General features: G+C 74.4%; 11 protein-coding genes and 1 pseudogene. 4 read left to right on the forward strand and 8 right to left on the reverse strand.

Annotated elements, in window-relative coordinates; all coding sequences use genetic code 11:
- Window positions 1-48: 48 nt before the first annotated feature.
- The gene (locus ACN28F_RS13670) at window positions 49-1,026 is read left to right on the forward strand and encodes a GlxA family transcriptional regulator (RefSeq protein ID WP_289208332.1); all 978 of its coding nucleotides are present in this window, start codon (window positions 49-51) and stop codon (window positions 1,024-1,026) included.
- A gap of 68 nt (window positions 1,027-1,094) precedes the next feature.
- Here ACN28F_RS13670 and tilS read toward each other — a convergent pair.
- The 3 genes and pseudogenes from tilS to dacB form a co-directional block, all read right to left on the reverse strand.
- Window positions 1,095-2,066: pseudogene (gene tilS / locus ACN28F_RS13675) on the reverse strand (tRNA lysidine(34) synthetase TilS); the annotation flags it as partial.
- Window positions 2,067-2,073: 7 nt separating this feature from the next.
- Window positions 2,074-3,147, reverse strand: coding sequence for a zinc-dependent metalloprotease (locus ACN28F_RS13680; protein ID WP_289210739.1), 1,074 nt, complete (start codon window positions 3,145-3,147; stop codon window positions 2,074-2,076).
- 52 nt (window positions 3,148-3,199) lie between these two features.
- Entirely contained in the window at window positions 3,200-4,741 is a 1,542-nt protein-coding gene (dacB, locus tag ACN28F_RS13685) for a D-alanyl-D-alanine carboxypeptidase/D-alanyl-D-alanine endopeptidase (protein WP_421361394.1), read from the reverse strand.
- Window positions 4,742-5,652: 911 nt separating this feature from the next.
- Here dacB and ACN28F_RS13690 point away from each other — a divergent pair.
- On the forward strand, window positions 5,653-6,159 hold the full coding sequence (locus ACN28F_RS13690; protein WP_282225122.1) for an inorganic diphosphatase: 507 nt from the start codon (window positions 5,653-5,655) through the stop codon (window positions 6,157-6,159).
- A 42-nt stretch (window positions 6,160-6,201) separates the two neighbouring features.
- On the opposite strand, the gene eccD is transcribed toward ACN28F_RS13690, so the two are convergent.
- Entirely contained in the window at window positions 6,202-7,605 is a 1,404-nt protein-coding gene (eccD, locus tag ACN28F_RS13695) for a type VII secretion integral membrane protein EccD (RefSeq protein ID WP_421358047.1), read from the reverse strand.
- Window positions 7,606-7,731: 126 nt separating this feature from the next.
- On the opposite strand from eccD, the gene eccCa reads away from it, so the two are divergent.
- Window positions 7,732-11,952 carry a type VII secretion protein EccCa gene (gene eccCa / locus ACN28F_RS13700; RefSeq protein ID WP_421358049.1) on the forward strand — a complete coding sequence of 1,407 codons (4,221 nt, stop codon included), beginning with the start codon at window positions 7,732-7,734 and terminating at the stop codon, window positions 11,950-11,952.
- Window positions 11,953-12,048: 96 nt separating this feature from the next.
- The gene (gene mycP, locus ACN28F_RS13705; protein WP_421358051.1) at window positions 12,049-13,449 is read left to right on the forward strand and encodes a type VII secretion-associated serine protease mycosin; all 1,401 of its coding nucleotides are present in this window, start codon (window positions 12,049-12,051) and stop codon (window positions 13,447-13,449) included.
- Here the strand turns inward: mycP and ACN28F_RS13710 are convergent.
- From ACN28F_RS13710 to nth, 4 genes are all read right to left on the reverse strand, one after another.
- Window positions 13,370-14,548, reverse strand: a complete 1,179-nt coding sequence (locus ACN28F_RS13710; RefSeq protein ID WP_289208336.1) for a MarP family serine protease — start codon at window positions 14,546-14,548, stop codon at window positions 13,370-13,372. The two genes, mycP and ACN28F_RS13710, sit on opposite strands and share 80 nt — an antisense overlap.
- Window positions 14,549-14,609: 61 nt before the next feature.
- The gene (locus ACN28F_RS13715; protein WP_421358053.1) at window positions 14,610-15,362 is read right to left on the reverse strand and encodes an NUDIX hydrolase; all 753 of its coding nucleotides are present in this window, start codon (window positions 15,360-15,362) and stop codon (window positions 14,610-14,612) included.
- Window positions 15,359-16,030, reverse strand: coding sequence for a TlpA family protein disulfide reductase (locus ACN28F_RS13720; RefSeq protein ID WP_421358055.1), 672 nt, complete (start codon window positions 16,028-16,030; stop codon window positions 15,359-15,361). Before ACN28F_RS13720 ends, ACN28F_RS13715 begins: the two co-directional genes overlap by 4 nt.
- Entirely contained in the window at window positions 16,027-16,836 is an 810-nt protein-coding gene (nth, locus tag ACN28F_RS13725) for an endonuclease III (RefSeq protein WP_289208338.1), read from the reverse strand. The genes ACN28F_RS13720 and nth overlap by 4 nt, the downstream gene beginning before the upstream one ends.
- Between the last annotated feature and the right edge of the window lie 11 nt (window positions 16,837-16,847).

A 16,847-nucleotide genomic window follows, 5' to 3' on the forward strand; every position in this document is an offset into this window, starting at 1 on the left:
TGCCATCGCCCCTCGATTTACTGCCAGCACCGCGCTAACCTCGGTCGTATGATCCGTACCGTCGCAGTGATCGCCCTCGACGACGTCGCCGCCTTCGAGCTCGGGGTGATCTGCGAGGTCTTCGGCCTGGACCGCAGCGCCGACGGCTTCCCGACGTACCGCTTCGACGTCTGCACCGTCGACGGGGCACCGGTCCGCAGCACGTCCGGGTTCTCGATCACCCCCACCGCCGACCTCGGGCCGGTCGCCGACGCCGACCTGGTGGCCGTCCCGGCCGCCGCCTACCAGCGCACGGTGCCGCCGCCGGTGCTCGACGCGCTACGCGCCGCCGACCGGCGCGGCGCCATCCTGCTCAGTGTCTGCTCCGGCGCGTTCGTGCTCGGCGCCGCCGGTCTGCTCGACGGCCGCGCCTGCACGACCCACTGGAAGTACGCCGACGAACTCGCCCGCCGTCACCCGACCGCCCGGGTGCAGTGCGACTCCCTGTACGTCCACGACGGCAACGTGTTGACCGGCGCCGGCACCGCCGCCGGGATCGACGCCTGCCTGCACCTGGTCCGCCAGGAGCACGGCTCGGCGCTGGCCACCAAGCTCGCCCGTCGGATGGTGGTCCCGCCGCACCGCGACGGCGGTCAGACGCAGTACATCGAGACCCCGATCGCGGCCAGCCCGACCGCGACCACCCTGGAACCGGTGCTCGCCTGGATGCAGGCCCACCTGGACGTACCGGCGAGCGTCGACGACCTCGCGGCACGGGCGCACATGGCCCCGCGCACCTTCGCCCGGCGGTTCCGCGCCGAAACCGGCACCACCCCGCACGACTGGCTGACCGGCCAACGGGTGCTCCGGGCCCGCCAACTGCTGGAGGAGACCAGCCTCGGTGTCGAGGCGGTCGCCCGGCACTGCGGCTTCGGCGACGCGGCCACCCTGCGCCACCACTTCACCCGCCGGGTCGGCGCCACCCCGCAGGCCTACCGCAGCACGTTCCGCGACCGCACCGCCGTCGGCGCGTCCGCCGCCGGCTGAGTGGTCGCCGCCGGCTGATCGTCCCCCACCGGCTGAGTGGTGCCCACCGGCTCGTCGGCGGTCGCGCTCACGGCGGCCAGTACGCCGGCCCGACGGTGGACCTGGATCCCCCCGGGCAGGTGCACCGCCCGCTGCCCCCGCCAACCGGTCACCAGCGTGTCGAGGGCGTCGACGTGCCGGTGGGACAACGCGCCGCCCGCCGCGCCGAGCTCACGGGCCCAGCGGTGCAGCACCCGGGTCCGTACCGCGTCGGGCTGCTCGGCGAGCACCGCGACCACCAGCCCGGCCGGGGTCCGGGCCCGGCGCAACGCGGCGTCGGCCAACCCGTCGAGTACGGCGTTGTCGGCCGCCAGCAGCGTGGCGGTCCGGGCCAGGTTCGCCACCACCCCGGCACCCAACGTGTCGACCAGCGCCGGCAGCAGATCGGCCCGGACCCGGGCCCGGGCGTACGCCGGGTCGGTGTTGTGCGGGTCGGTCCACGGGTCCAGCCCCAGCGCGGCACAGGCCGCCGTCGTCTGCGCCCGGGTCACCGACAGCAACGGCCGCAGCAGCGTGACGCCGGCGACCTCGCGGGCCGGCGGCATCCCGGACAGTCCCGCCGGCCCGGCCCCCCGGGCCAGCGCCAGCAGCACCGTCTCGGCCTGATCGTCGCGGGTGTGCCCGAGCAGCACGGCGACGGCACCGTGCCGGCTGGCCACCTCCTGGAGGGCGGCGTACCGGGCGGAGCGGGCCGCCGCCTCCGGACCACCGTCGCGCCCGACCGACACCGGTGCCACCACGACCGGGTCGAACCCGACGTCGGCCGCCCACCGGGCCACCTGCCCGGCCCGCGCGGCGGAACCCGGCTGCAGGGCGTGGTCGACGGTCACCAGACCGGCGGTGACGGCACAGCGCGGGGCCACGAACGCGACGGTGGCCGCCAACGCCAGCGAGTCCGGACCGCCGGAACAGGCCACCAGCACGGTCCGTCCGGCGTACCCGCGCAGGACCCGGCGGACCGCGACCCGCAGCGCGGCGACCTCAGCAGCGGGCCCGGCCACCGGCGGCTCAGGCAACCGTGGGCGGCGAACCGGACACCGGGCCGTGCACCCGGGCAACCCACGCGTCGGGGTCGCCGAGCTCCTCCAGCCGGGGCAGGGTCAACGGCGAGTCGAAGATCTTGTTGAAACCGGCCATGCCGACCCGCTCGACGACGCCGTGGACGAACTTGCGGCCCTCGGCGTACTGGCGCATCTTGACCTCCACGCCGAGCAGCCGACGGATCGCCTTCTCCAACGGGTTGCCCGCCTCGCGGCGCCGGTTGAAGCCGGCCCGGATCTGCTCCACGGTCGGGATCACCTCCGGCCCGACGCCGTCCATGACGAACTCGGCGTGCCCCTCCAGCAGGGTCATCAACGCGGTCAGCCGGTCCAGGACGGCCCGCTGGGCCGGGGTCTGGACGATGTCGAGCACGCTGGCCCGGCTCTGCGGATCGCGGATGGCGTCGGACAGTGTGCCGACGCCCCGTCGAATCCGCTCGACGATGTTGTCGCCGCCGGCCTGGGAGGCGTCGACGAAGGCCTGCACCTGGCCGAGGAAGTGCCCCCGCATCCACGGCACCGCCGTGAACTGGGTCCGGTGCGTCACCTCGTGCAGGCAGACCCAGAGCCGGAAGTCCCGGGGGTCGGCCTGCAGTTTCCGCTCGACCTCGACGATGTTCGGCGCGACCAGCAGCAGCTGGCCGGGGTCACCGGAGAAGACCTCGTACTGGCCGAGCACCCGTCCGGACAGGTAGCTGAGCACCGTACCGGCCTGGACGCCGGTCACCCGCGAGCCGATCGCGTCGGTCAGCGCACCGGGCTGGCGGTCCCCGGCGGCCCGGGTCACCAGCGGGGTGATCACGTCGCGCAGCCCGGCGATGTTCGCCGCCGCCCAGTCCCGCCGGTCGACCACCCGCACCGGGGGGTGCGCGACCTGGGCCTGCAACCCGGTGTACGCGACGACGTGCCCGGCCGCTTCGTCGGTGAGTCGCCGGAGGTCGTCGACGACCTGGGTCGCCTCGTCCAAGGTAGCCTTCGGCCCCGACTTGCTCAGCGCGCCAGCGGTAGCGGCGGCCAGATCCCAGTCCACGAACTGCGCCATGCCACCCACCGTACCCGCGTACCGCTCGTCGACCCTGTTGATCATGTCCTGGTCAGCGGCAACCGCAACCCGCCAGGGTCGCCGCGATCCGGTCCAGCGCCTCCTGGGCCTGGTCGATGTAGAGCGGCACCGCGTCGGCCAGCACCGCGAACGCCAACAACCGGCCATCGGCGGTCGTGACCGTCCCCGCCAGTGAGTTCACCCCGGACAACGAGCCGGTCTTGGCCCGCACCACGCCGGCGCCGGCCCGCTGCGGCGCGGCCGTCGCCCGGTACCGGCCCTGCAGCGTTCCGGACCACGCGGCGACCGGCAGTCCGGCGAATATCCCGGCCAGCTCGGGACGGCTGCCGCTGCCCGCCAGCACCGTCAACTCGGTCAGCAGGCGGGGCGACATGCGGTTGGTCCGCGACAGGCCGCTGCCGTCGAACAGCTCGCTCTGTTCGGCCGGCAGGCCGAGATCAGCCAGTACGGCGTCCATCGCGGCCGCCGCGCCCGCGTACGACGCGGGTTCGCCCCGGGCGATGGCGACCTGTCGGGCCAGCGCCTCCGCCACGACGTTGTCGCTGTCGGCCAGCATGGTCTCCACCAGGCTGATCATCGGCGGCGACTCGACCCGGGCGAGTTCGGTGCCGGGACGCACCGCCGGGTCGCCGGTGCCGGCGGTCTGCGAGGGCGCGCCGGTGCCGGCGGTCTGCGTGGTCGCGTCGGTGCCGGTCCCCGCCGCCGAGGTGGCCGGGGCGCCCGCGACCGCCCCGGTGCTGCCCGTCGGCTGCCCGGTCGATCCGGCGAGCTGCTCGGCGTAGCCCGCAGGTGCGCTGGTCACCGCCTCCGCCGGCAGGCCCAGGGCCCGGGCGAAGGCCCGGCCGGCCGCCAGATCCGGTGCCGACGAGCGGGGTGCCCACCCCTTGCCTGCCTTCGGGTCGGTCCGGCCGCCGTCGACCATCAACGCGGTGATCGCCGCGGCGTACCCGCCGGTGGGGATGTCGTCGTCCCAGCCGGACCCGAACGCCGGACCGGAGAACAGCGACGCGTCGATGACGACCCTGGCGACCGGGGTCGCCCCGAGCGCCGTACGGGTGGCGGCCGCCAGCTCGTCGAGTCGCGCCGCCGTCGGGTAGAACCCGGTCCCGTCGATCGCCAGGGTCGGGTCACCGCCACCGACCAGCACGACCTCACCGGGAGCCGACCCCGCGACCACCCGGGTGGCGATCCGGTGGGTCGGGCCGACCGTGGCCAGCACGGTCGCCGCAGTGACCAGTTTCGTGGTCGACGCCGGCATGGTCATCATGTCCGGCTGCTGGCTGAACAGCACCGACCCGGTCGCCATGTCCTGGACGGAGACATGCACCCGACCGCCGAGTCCGGACGAGGCGAGTGCCGCGGTGAGCTCCGTCGCCAGCGCCGTCTGGTCCGGCACCGGTGCGTCCGCCGCCATCGCGGCCAGCACCGGCCCGGGCGTCGGATCGCCTGACGGGCTGGGGGTGGGATCGGGTTGGGCACCGAACCAGCCGGCCACCGGCCCCGGTCGCAGCACGGCGACCGACGTACCACTCACCAGCAGGAAGGCACCGACGATCGCGGCGGCCAGCAACATGGCCCGCCGGCGACCGACCCCAGCGCCGGTCGGCTCGGGCCCGGCTGCAGGCTGCTCGGGTACGGCCACAGGCTGCTCGGGTACGGCCACAGGCTGCTCGGGTACGGCCACAGGCTGCTCGGACTCGACCGCAGCACGCTCGGGTACGGCCACAGGCTGCTCCGGCGCGGCCACCGACGGCGATGCGGACTCGGCCGCAAGCACGGACTCAGACGGAGGCGCTGCTGCTGGCGGCTGCGGCGCTGACGCGGTGGCGCGCACCGGTACGACGGCCTGACCACGATGCGGCCGGGGCGGGGTGTTCGACGGTACGACGGCCCGCCCGGTCACCGGCCGCCGCGCCGGCTCGGGCTCAGCGACCGGCTCGGGCCCGACAACCGGCTCGGACTCAGCGACCGGCTCAGGTACGACGACCGGCTCAGGTACGACGACCGGCTCGGGCCCGACGACCGGCTCGGGCCCGACGACCGGCTCAGGTACGACCGCGCCGGGCTCAGCAACCGGCTCCGGCGTGACTGTCGACTCCGACTCCGGCTCGCGCTCGGGTTCCGGTACGGGCTCGGGTACGGCTGCGGTCACCTCGTCGGCGGTGACCACGGCCGGCGAGGCCGGCGCGTCGGCCGGACCGTCCTCGGGCGGATCACCACCAGCCAGATTGTCACTCTCCGCATCGACCACCTTGCCCTGCGGCGAGATGTCGGGCTCCCGGCCCGACGGGTCGGCCTCACCGGCGGTCTTACCCGAGTGTGAATCTTCCCTCCCCACCGGCCCCACCTCCCATACGACGAACCGACTAGGCGACACTACTTGTGTTCACAAAGCGAGCGGGAGCCAACGGTCGGGCGGGGCAACGCCCGAGCGGCGTACCGCTCTATTTCCGTAGCCAGCGCGGGCGACGAGGGAGCGTGATGATGGATTTCGACGTGACGGTTGAGATCCCCAAGGGTCACCGGAACAAATATGAGGTCGATCATGCGACCGGCCGGATCCGGCTGGACCGTACGTTGTTCACCTCGACGCAGTACCCGGCAGACTACGGTTTCATCGAGGGAACCCTTGGGCAGGACGACGATCCACTGGACGCACTGGTACTCGTACCGGAACCCACCTTCCCAGGATGCCTCATCCGATGCCGGGCGATCGGCATGTTCCGGATGAAAGACGAAAAAGGCGCCGACGACAAGGTCCTCTGCGTGCCGTACGAGGACCCGCGCCAGGAGCACCTGCGCGACATCCACCACCTCGGCGAGTTCGACCGGCTGGAGATCCAGCACTTCTTCGTGGTCTACAAGGACCTCGAGCCGGGCAAGTCGGTCGAAGGTGCGACCTGGGTCGGGCGGGTCGAGGCCGAGGCCGAGATCCAGGCGTCGTTCCGGCGGCGTGAGGCCGCCCTGGAACGCGGCGAGGCAGCCCACTGACCGGCTGAACCCAGCCCCCCCCGGGTGGGCTGCCGGCCACGCTCAGCCGAGCAGGCCGGTGGCCCACCGGTACAGGCCCAGCACCGCACCGGCGACCGGGATCAACGACACCACCGCCAGCGTGTCCAGCACGTCCGCCGCCCGACCGAGGTACGGCGACGGGGCCCGGGTGGCGTACCGGCCGCCGGCCGCCGCCGTGGTCAGCGCGAGTACGGCCGCGAGCGCGACGAAAACGGTCGCCGGCAACGGCAGGTACGCCGGGAGACCGACGAACACCAGCAGCACCCCTGCCGTGAGCCCCGCTGCCTGCAACGGCACCCGCTGACGGGCGACGACGAACATCCGGCCGCGCAGCGGCAACGCCACCGCCGCCGTCCCGAGCAGAACCAGACCGGCCACGCCGCCGCGCCACACCAGGACGGCGCTCGCGACGGCGGCCAGGACGGCGGACCCGACCAGCATCCCGGTGAGCACCTGTTCGGCGCGGACCACGCCATGTGCCACCGCGTCCGCGTCCGGAGCGGACCTGTCGGCGGTGGTCGCCCCGGCTGCGGTCGCGTCACTCGGGCCGGTCGCCGGGCTGGTCACCGGCAGCCGCCCGATCCGGACCGCGAGTCGGGGCAGCAGACCGGTTCCGCAGCCGACGAGGGCCAGCGTCAGAGCGGCCGCACCGGCCGCTCCCGCGCCAGCGAGCGCCACCGCCGCTGCCAGGCTGCCGAGCAGACCGACGGTGGTCGCGGCGGCGAAGATCGACCGGCCGGTGGACACGCCGAGTGCGATCAGCGGCGCGGCCACCAGCATCGCCAGGTGAGCGGCGAGTACCGCCCCGGCGCTCGGCCAACCGTGCGGGTCGGTGCCGACCGGTCCGCCGTCCCCGGCGAGCAGCAGGCCGGCGGCGAAGGCGTACGGCAGAGCGCCCGCGCCCAGCGTCAGGCCCGCCACCGGATTGCGCCACACCCGGTCGGCGAGCACCCCGGCGACCGCCACCGCCACGGTGACGGCCACCGCCAGCTCCGCCAGGTCGGGACCGTTGGAGCGGACCAGCAGCAGCCAGCCGCCGGCGAGCCAGGCAGCCGCCGCCGCGCCGGCGTAGCGCCGGGTGGTCTGCCCGGACCACGGCGTGCGCCGGCGGCGGGAGGTCGCCGCGACCAGGTCCGCCAGGTCGTCGTGTTCCGGCTCCGGCCAGAAGGTGTCGCCGAGCACCAGGTGCAGCACCTCGCCGTCGCGTACCCCCTGCTGCGGCAGTGGCCGAGTGGCGCTGACCGGCGTACCGTCCGTGCGGCACAGCAGCCAACCGCCGTGCCGCTCGCCCTCGTCGGCCAGCCCGTCGCCGGCGCGACGCAGCACCTCCGGCAGCCATTCGGCGACCGGCACGTGGGCCGGCAGCGCCAGGTCCAGCCGACGTCGCGGCCCGCAGACGGTGATCTTCGCCAGACGTACGCTCACGGCACCTCCGTTACGCACAGCTGCACTGGCCGAACAGACCGGAGCACTGTATCCACTTTCGATACACTGGGGAACACCACGGTGTGTCCGTTGCGGACGACGCAGCGTGCCGTGTTAGCTGAGTCGATGTCCGGTACCGTCCTCGACCGACCGGCCCGCCAGCCGGCACCCGACGTCACCGGTGGCGAGATCCGCATCGCCGCGCCACCGTCGTTGCCGACCGAACCCACCGGGGTCGCCGGCCGATGGCAGCAGGCGTTCATGCTGCTGCCGGCGCTCGGCGGCTCGGTCGCGGCGGCGATGGCCCTCGGCCAGGGCGGCGGCGCCTACCCGTACCTGATGGGCGCGGTGTTCGCGGTCTCCGCGCTGGCGATGCTGGCCACCTCGTGGCAGGCCGGCGGCGGTGCGGCCACCGCGTCCGAGATGGACGTCGCCCGCCGGCGGTACCTGCGCTACCTGGCCGAGCTACGCCGACAGGTGCGCCAGACAGCGGTACGGCAACGGGCAGCGCTGTGCTACCGCCACCCGGATCCGCACACGCTGTGGTCGACGGCGGCCAGCAGCCGGGTGTGGGAGCGCCGGGCGGGCGACGACGACTTCGGCGTGGTCCGGGTCGGGGTGGGCCCGCAACGCCTCGCCACCGCGCTCGTCGCCCCGACCGGCCAGGCACCCGAGGACGTCGAGCCGCTCACCGCCGCCGCCGTACGACGGTTCGTCGACACCTACGCCGTGGTGCCGGACCTGCCGGCGACGGTCGCGCTGCCCGCGTGGTCCCGGATCGTCGTCACCACGACCGGAAACCGGTCGGCACCACACGTGAGCGGCGAGAGCCCGGCGTGGGACGGCGGTACGCGGCCGGAGCGGGACGGCGGTACGCGGCCGGAGCGGGACGGCGGTACGCGGCCGGCGGCGGTGGTACGGGCCATGCTGGCCCAGCTCGCCGTCTTCCACCCGCCGGACGAGCTACGGATCGCCGTCTGCGCCGCACCGCAGCGTCGACCCGCCTGGGAGTGGACGAAGTGGCTGCCGCACGTCTGGCATCCGCAGCGGCACGACGCCGCCGGTGCGCTGCGGCTCGTCGCCACCGACGTCGCCGAGTTGGCGCCGCTGGTGGCCCCGCTGGTGGCGGCGCCGCCGAGCGGCGCCGGGCCGGCCACCGGCACCGGCGCGCACCTGGTGGTCGTCCTCGACGGCGTCACCGGCGACCTGCCGACCCTGCGTCGCGACAGCGGTGGTACGGCCCGGCTCACCGTGATCGAGGTGGACCCCACGCCGGCGACGCTCGACCCGGCCACGCTGGAGCTGGCGATCGGACCGGACGGCCGGTTCACCGACCAGCGCAGCGGGCCCACCGCTGCCGACGGGGTCCGGACGGGACTGCCGGCGACGGCGACGGCGGACCAGCTCAGCACTGTCGAGGCGGAGGCGCTCGCCCGGCAGTTGACGCCGCTGCGGCTGGCGGCCGGCGACCGTACGACGCCGGGGTCGGCCGCTGAGGCCGACCTGATCCGGCTGCTCGGACTCGACGCCGCGCCCGCCGCACGGTGGTGGACGGCGGACGGGCCGGTACGCGGCCCGGCGGCCGGTCGGCAGCTACGGGTACCGATCGGCGTCGACGCCGACGGCCGGCCGGTCGAACTCGACCTGAAGGAGTCGGCGGCGCAGGGCATGGGTCCGCACGGGATGGTCGTCGGCGCCACCGGCTCCGGCAAGTCCGAGCTGTTGCGGACCCTCGTGCTCGGGTTGGCGTTGAGCCACCCGCCGGAGGAGCTGAACGTCGTCCTCGTCGATTTCAAGGGCGGTGCCACGTTCGCGGCCCTGGACCGGTTGCCGCACACCGCCGCCGTCATCACCAACCTCGCCCGGGAGCTGCCGCTGGTCGACCGGATGGCGGACTCGTTGACCGGTGAGGTGGTGCGCCGGCAGGACCTGCTGCGCCGGGCCGGCAACCTGGCCAGCCGTCAGGAGTACCTGCGGGCCCGGCAGAACGACCCGGCGTTGCCGCCGCTGCCGGCGCTGCTGATCGTCTGTGACGAGTTCACCGAGCTGCTCACCGCCAAGCCGGACTTCATCGAGGTCTTCGGTCAGATCGGACGCCTCGGTCGGTCACTCGGCATCCACCTGCTCCTCGCCTCGCAGCGGGTGGACGAGGGCCGGCTGCGTGGGCTGGACACCCACCTGTCGTACCGGATCGGGCTGCGCACCTTCTCCGCGCTGGAGTCCCGGGCGATTCTCGGCGTACCGGACGCCTACCACCTGCCCCGGGATCCGGGACACGGTTTCCTGGCCTACGGCACCGAACCGCCGGTGCGGTTCCGGGCCGCGTACGTGTCCGGACCGTACCGCCGGCCGAGGCCGCGACCGGCCGGCGGACGCCGCCGTGCGCCCCGGCTGTACGACTACCGGACGGCGGTGGTGCCAGCGGTCGCGCCGGAGCCGGTCGTCGCGCCGCCGGTCACCGGGCCGAGCCTGTTGGACGTCACCGTCGACCGGCTCGCCCGGTACGGCCCCACCGCCCACCAGGTGTGGCTGCCGCCGTTGGACACCTCCCCACGCCTGGACGACCTGCTCGGGCCGGTCCGTCCGGTGCCCGGTCGGGGTCTGCAGGTGGCGGACCCCGCCGTCGCGGGCCGGCTGCGGGTGCCGGTCGCGCTGGTCGACAAGCCGGCCGCACAGCAGCGCGACCCGCTGTGGCTGTCGTTGGACGCCGCCGCCGGGCACCTCGCCGTGGTGGGCGCGCCGCAGGCCGGCAAGTCGCACCTGCTCCGTACGGTGGTCTGCGCGCTGGCGCTGGCTCACACCCCGGACGAGGTTCAGCTGTACTGCCTCGATTTCGGTGGCGGGACCCTGGCCGGACTGCGCGAGCTGCCGCACGTCGGAGCGGTGGCCGGCCGCGCCGACACAGCCACGGTCCGCCGTACGGTGGCCGAGGTCGCCGACCTGCTCGCCGTCCGGGAGCGGCGGTTCGCCGCGCTCGGGGTGGACTCGATGCCGGCGTACCGCCGTCGCCGGGCCGCCGTCGGGGTCCGCGCCGCCGTTGGTGGTGATGCGGCGGACGGCCCGGCCGACGACCTCGACCGGTACGGCGACGTGTTCCTGGTCGTCGACGGCTGGCCGACGCTGCGCGGCGAGTACGACGACCTGGAGCAGCCGATCACCGACCTGGCCACCCGGGGCCTGTCGTACGGCGTACACCTGGTCGCGTCGGCCCCCCGGTGGACCGATTTCCGGCCGGCGCTGCGGGACCTGTTCGGGTCGCGGTTGGAGCTGCGGCTGGGCGATCCGGTCGAATCGATGGTGTCCCGCCGCTCGGCCGGCAACGTGCCGGCGCAGCCGGGCCGGGGGTTGTCCGTCGACGGTTTCCACTTCCGCACCGCTCTCGCCGAGGTGGGCGAGACCGCTCTCGCCGAGGTGGCCGAGCCGGGTGCGAATGCGAATGCGGTTACGGACGCGGGTGCCGGCACCGCCGGACTGGTCGCCGCGATCGCCCGGCACTGGCCGGGACGGGGCGCGCCGCCGGTGCGGCTCCTGCCGGACCTGGTGCCGTACGCCGAGTTCTCCCGGGTCGCGGGGGCGGCCGGGGACGGTGCGGACGGGCTGCGGCTGGCGATCGGCCTGGCCGAGGCGGACCTGCGACCGGCGGCGGTCGACTTCGCGGCCGACCCGCACCTGGTGGTCTTCGGCGAAGCGGAGTCCGGCAAGTCGGCCTTTCTCCGTGCACTCGCCACATCCATCGTCGACCGGTTCGTTCCCGAACAGGCCAGGTTGATCATCGTCGACTACCGACGCAGTCTGCTCGGCGCGGTCACCTCGCCCCACCTCATCGGGTACGGCAGCACTCCGTCGCACACGGCGGACCTGATCGCGTCGGCCGCGAGCTATCTGCGGGACCGACTGCCCGGGCCGGAGGTGACCGCCGGCCAACTGGCCGCCCGGTCCTGGTGGTCGGGTCCGGAGCTGTTCGTCCTGGTCGACGATCACGACCTGGTCGACAACGGCGGTCCCGATCCGCTGCTGCCGTTGGTGGAACACCTGGCCCAGGCCCGCGACGTCGGGCTGCACCTGGTGCTGGCGCGGCGCAGCGGTGGGGCGGCGCGGGCCCTGTACCGGCCGGTCCAGCAGCGACTACGGGAGTTGTCCAGCGCCGGTCTGGTCCTGCGCGGCGACCCGGACGAGGGCCCGCTGGTCGGCCCGGTCCGCCCCACACCGCTGCCGCCGGGCCGTGGGTGGCTGGTGACCCGTCGGGAGCCGACCCGGCTGATCCAGCTGGCCTATCTGCCGCCGCCGGTGCCCGACGGTCACATCAGTCTCCCCAAGAGCACATCTGGCGGTGGAGAATCACGGTAACCTCCGTGCAGCAAGTGTCTGTTGGGGTGAGAAGGCCAGATTGTGACGTCGTTGCCGCGCCAACCGCGCCGCGCCGTCCGACGCCTCGTCGGGACGGTGCCTGCCGTCCGTGTCGTCGCGGCGGTGCTCGTCGTGCTGGTCACCGTCACTCCGGTGGCCACCTCCCGGACCGCCCCGGTCGCCGGCCGTGGCGCCAGCCCGTTGTCGGCCGGGGTCGCCGCAGCGGCCGTCGCCACGCCGCCGACCGCGTTGCCGGTGCGGTACGACGCGATCCGCGACGAACAGTGGCAGTTGCGGGAGCTGTCGGCGCCCACCGCCTGGCAGCATTCCACCGGCACCGGCGTCACGGTCGCCGTGATCGACTCCGGGGTCGACGCGGAGCACGTCGATCTCGTCGGTCAGGTGCTACCCGGGATGGACTTCGTGGCCGACGGTGACGGCCGGTCCGACCCGGTCGGGCACGGCACCACCGTCGCGGGGCTGATCGCGGGGCGCGGGGACGACGACAGTGGGGTGCTCGGGCTCGCCCCCGGTGCCCGGATTCTGCCGGTGCGGGTGCTGGACGAGGAGAACCGCTACGACGACGCGATGATCGTCGCCAAGGCGGTCCGGTGGGCGGTCGACAACGGCGCCCAGGTGATCAACCTGTCGCTGGGCGGCAGCGGCGACAGCCCGGCACTGGCGGCGGCGCTCGACTACGCGTTCGCCAGCGACGTCGTGGTCGTCGCCTGCACCGGCAACGTCTCCGCCACCGGCACCACCGAGGTGTGGTACCCGGCACGGGAGCCGGGCGTGATCGCGGTGGCCGGGCTCGAACGTGAGGGCGAGGCATTGTGGGCCGGGTCGATCACCGGCGCGCAGACGGTGCTGACGGCACCGGCCACCGGGTTGGTCGGTGCCCGGCCGGGCGGCTACTGGCGGGTCCAGGGCACCAGTTTCGCCGCGCCGCTGGTCGCCGCGACCGCCGCGTTGATCCGGGCGCGCTGGCCGGAGATGTCGGCGGCGACGGTGGTGACCCGGCTCATCGAGACGGCGCGGGACCTCGGTGCCGCAGGTCGGGACGACCGGTACGGCTTCGGCGTGGTCGATCCGGTCGCCGCGCTGACCGAGGGCGTGGAGACCGTGGCACACAACCCGCTCGACGACAACGAGACACCGGGCATCGTCGGGTTCGGCCCGGCACCCGGGCTGGAGTCCGCCACCGCGGCGGTGGCCGGCGCCGCGACCCGGCTGAGCGGGCCGGGTGACGATCAGGGCGCCGGCTGGTCGATCGGTCCGGTCGGCGCGGACCCTGACGACGGCGGTCAGGGGCTGCTCAGCGGCGGCCTGCTGGTCCTGGTCACGGTCGGCATCGGGGCGTGGCTGGCCCGTCGGATGCACCTGGTGTCCGTGACCGCCACGACTCCCCGTGTGGAGGTCACGCGCACTCGCCGGTGGCGGTCTGACGGGTGCTCCGTACTCCCAGCGCCGCCGAAACCGACGCCTCCTCGGCGGTGACCGCGAAGCCGGTGTTCGGGTCGTCGGCCGCCGCCGCGAAGATCACCCCGAGCACGAGGCCGTTCGCCGCGACCAGCGGTCCGCCCGAGTTGCCGGAGCGGACCAGCGCCCGGATCGTGTAGACGTCCCGGTTGACGTCGCCTTCGTTGTAGATGTTGGGGCCGGTGATCGGGCCGACGTCGCGGACCCGGGCGGACTGCGCGTCGTAGGGACCGTCCAGTGGGAAGCCCAGCACGATCGCGTCCGCGCCGGTCGGGGCCGGTCGGTCGGCGAACGGCAGCACCGGGGCCGGCAGGTTCGGTACGTAGATGACGGCCAGGTCCAGGTCCGGGTCGTAGACCACCACCCGCCCGTTGTGCTGTTCACCCAGTACCTCGACCGCCACGGTCTGCGTACCGGCCACCACGTGCGCGTTGGTCATCACCCGGTCCTCGGCGTACACGAACCCGGATCCCTCGATGCGGCGGGAGCAGCGGGGCGCGGATCCGAGCACCTTCACCACGGAGCGTTCGGCGTTGGCGACCACCGCCGAGCCGGCCAGGGCGGGGTCCGGGGCGGGCACCTCCCGTACCCGGGTCGGGGTGAGGCCGCCGAAGACGTCGGGGAAGCCACGGGTGTCGACGGTGTCCCGCAGGGCGGTGGAGAGGGCCTGCGCCTGCGGGGGCATCACCCGGTCGATGCCGTTGAGCAGCGCGCTGTTGCGGACCGCGCCGGCGAGTCCGGGCATCGCCGAGGAGCCCAGCGGCACCGCGACGAGCCAGGCGACCAGCAGGACCGCGACCAGGGAGACCGCCGCCCCGCCGATGTCGTCGGCCCGGCGGCCCGCCGGGCTGGTGATCGCGTGCCGCAGCCGGGAGCCGGCCCAGCCGGCCAGGGCCTGCCCCAGTACGGCGAGGCCGAAGACCGCGACCAGCGAGACCACCACCCGGGCCGCGTTGTCGACGAACTGCTGCGCCAGCAGCGGGCCGAGTTGCAACCCGATCAACGCGCCGCCGAGGAACCCCGCGAACGACAGGATCCCGATGACGAATCCCTGGCGGTAGCCACTGACCGCGAAGACCAACATGAGCAGCAGAAGTACGACATCGACGGCGGACACCCGTCAAGACTACGGGGGCACGTCAGGTGGTCGGACCGGTAGCCGTCCGTGGCGGCCGCCGTCAGGACCGCTGCGGCGCCGACCCGTCCACAGTTGGCGGTACGTCGCCGAGCCGTTCACCCACCGTGTCGACCAGCCCGACGCCGACGGGCGGGGTGGCCGGTAGGTCGATCACCCGGTCGGTCGGCCACGGGCCGGCCCAGCCGCCCATGTCGAGCAGCGCCGACAGCACGCCGGCGGTGAACCCCCAGACCAGCATGCCGCGCACCTGGAAGGCCGGGCCGATCCAGCCGCTGGGGTGGCGTACCTGCAGTCGGTTGTCGGGGTCGACCAGCTCGGCGACGGGCAGTCGGGTGACGTGGGCCACTTCGGCGGGCTGGCAGGGGTGCACCGGGTGCGGGCGGTGCCACCAGGCGAGCACCGGGGTGACGACGAATCCGCTGACCGGAATCCACAGCCGGGGCAGTTGGGCCACCACGGTGACGCTGTCGGGGTCGAGCCCGACCTCCTCCTGCGCCTCCCGCAGCGCGGTCGCGGGGGCGTCGGCGTCGCCGGGTTCGGCACCGCCGCCCGGGAACGCCGACTCCCCCGCGTGGTTGCGCATGGTGGCGGCCCGCTGCAGCAGCAGCACGTCGGGTTCGCCCGGTCGGCCCTCGCCGAGCAGCACCAGCACCGCGCTGGGCCGGCCGCCGCGCTCCGGCGTGGCGAGCCGGCTGAAATCGGTGGTACGGGCGGCGTGCAGCCGGTTCAGCAGCGGCTGCCACCAGGGCGGTAGCGGACCGACCGGCGCGGTTGGTCCGGCTGGCCCGGTCACCGGGCCACCGGCAGCCCGAGCTCGCGCTGCACCAGTTCGGCGAGGGTGACGTCGTCGACGGTGCCCTCGTAGGTGTGTCGGATGGTGCCACGGTCGTCCACGAACAGGGTCAACGGCAGGCCGACGCGCTCCACGCCGAGCAGCAACGCCCGGTCCCGGTCGACCAGGCTCGGGAAGCTCAGCCCGAGGTCCTCGGCGATCGCGACGGCCCGGTCCCGGTCGTCCCAGGTGTTGACGCCGACCAGGTGCAGCTGACCGTCGGTACGGTCGGCGAGGCGCTGCAGCGCCGGCAGTTCGTCGCGGCACGGTTCGCACCAGGAGGCCCAGAAGTTGATCACCGCAGGGCCGCGGATCGCGTCGACCGCGACCGGGGTGCCGTCGGCGAAGCAGGCCAGCTCGATCGCGGGCAGCGACGTGCCGGTCGGCGTGGCGTCCGGCGACACGCCGTCGGTTGGCGGTGCGGCGGCGTCCGGCGGGGCGGTGGAGGCCGGCGGTGCGGTGGTCAGGCCCGCGCAGTCGGCGAACGGCACCGCGCCGGCCTCGGTGGTCGACCCGCCGCCGGCGCCACCGCCGCAACCGGCCAGCACCAGCAGCGGTACGGCGACCGCCAGCAGCCGCCGCCAGCCCGGCATGACGCCGGTCGACGCGGCAGGGGCCTGCACGGTCATGGTGCCTCCGCCGCCACGGCGGCCGCCGGCACGAGCTCGGCGCTGATCCCGGCCGCCTCGGCGAGCTCCCCGGCACGGGGCCCCTTGAGCAGGGTGACCGCGTCGGCCGGCGCGGTCGGGCCGGTGCCGTACGCGGGGCAGAGCGGGGCGAGCGTACAGGCGCCGCAGGCTGGTTTGCGGGCGTGGCAGACCCGCCGGCCGTGGAAGATCACCCGGTGGGAGAGCATGGTCCAGTCGCGGCGCTCGATCAGCGCCCCGACCGCGTGTTCGATCTTGACCGGGTCGGTCTCCTCGGTCCACCGCCAGCGTCGGACCAGTCGTTGAAAGTGGGTGTCGACGGTGATGCCGGGCACGTCGAAGGCGTTGCCGAGGATCACGTTGGCGGTCTTACGGCCGATGCCGGGCAACGCCACCAGCTGCGGCAGGGTGCCCGGGACCGCGCCACCGTACTGGTCGGACAGGGCCTGGCCGAGCCGGATCAGCGAGTCGGTCTTGTTCCGGAAGAACCCGGTCGGGCGGATCAGCTCCTCCAGCTCGGCCCGGTCCGCACCGGCGTAGTCGGCTGCCGTCGGGTAGCGGGCGAACAGCCGTGGGGTGACCTCGTTGACCCGCTTGTCGGTGCACTGTGCGGACAGGATCGTCGCGACCGCGAGTTGCAGCGGCCCGTCGTGGTCGAGCTCGCAGTGCGCGTCCGGGTGGGTCCGGGCCAGCACTTTCGCCATCCGCCGGGCCCGGCGTTTGCGGCCCAGGTCGGTCTCCGGGTGGTCAGCCCGGATTCTCGTGGCGCGGGGGGCCGAGGTGGTCACGCCGGCCAGCC

The organism is Solwaraspora sp. WMMA2101 (assembly GCF_049179175.1).
In the GTDB taxonomy this organism is placed as follows: domain Bacteria; phylum Actinomycetota; class Actinomycetes; order Mycobacteriales; family Micromonosporaceae; genus Micromonospora_E.

Excerpts from the sequence above, each read along its gene's own strand:
- ACN28F_RS13670 (WP_289208332.1), top strand. The coding sequence starts at position 49 with ATGATCCGTACCGTCGCAGTGATCGCCCTCGACGACGTCGCCGCCTTC.
- ACN28F_RS13680 (WP_289210739.1), bottom strand. The coding sequence starts at position 3,147 with ATGGCGCAGTTCGTGGACTGGGATCTGGCCGCCGCTACCGCTGGCGCG.
- dacB (WP_421361394.1), bottom strand. The coding sequence starts at position 4,741 with ATGTTGCTGGCCGCCGCGATCGTCGGTGCCTTCCTGCTGGTGAGTGGT.
- ACN28F_RS13690 (WP_282225122.1), top strand. The coding sequence starts at position 5,653 with ATGGATTTCGACGTGACGGTTGAGATCCCCAAGGGTCACCGGAACAAA.
- eccCa (WP_421358049.1), top strand. The coding sequence starts at position 7,732 with ATGTCCGGTACCGTCCTCGACCGACCGGCCCGCCAGCCGGCACCCGAC.
- ACN28F_RS13720 (WP_421358055.1), bottom strand. The coding sequence starts at position 16,030 with ATGACCGTGCAGGCCCCTGCCGCGTCGACCGGCGTCATGCCGGGCTGG.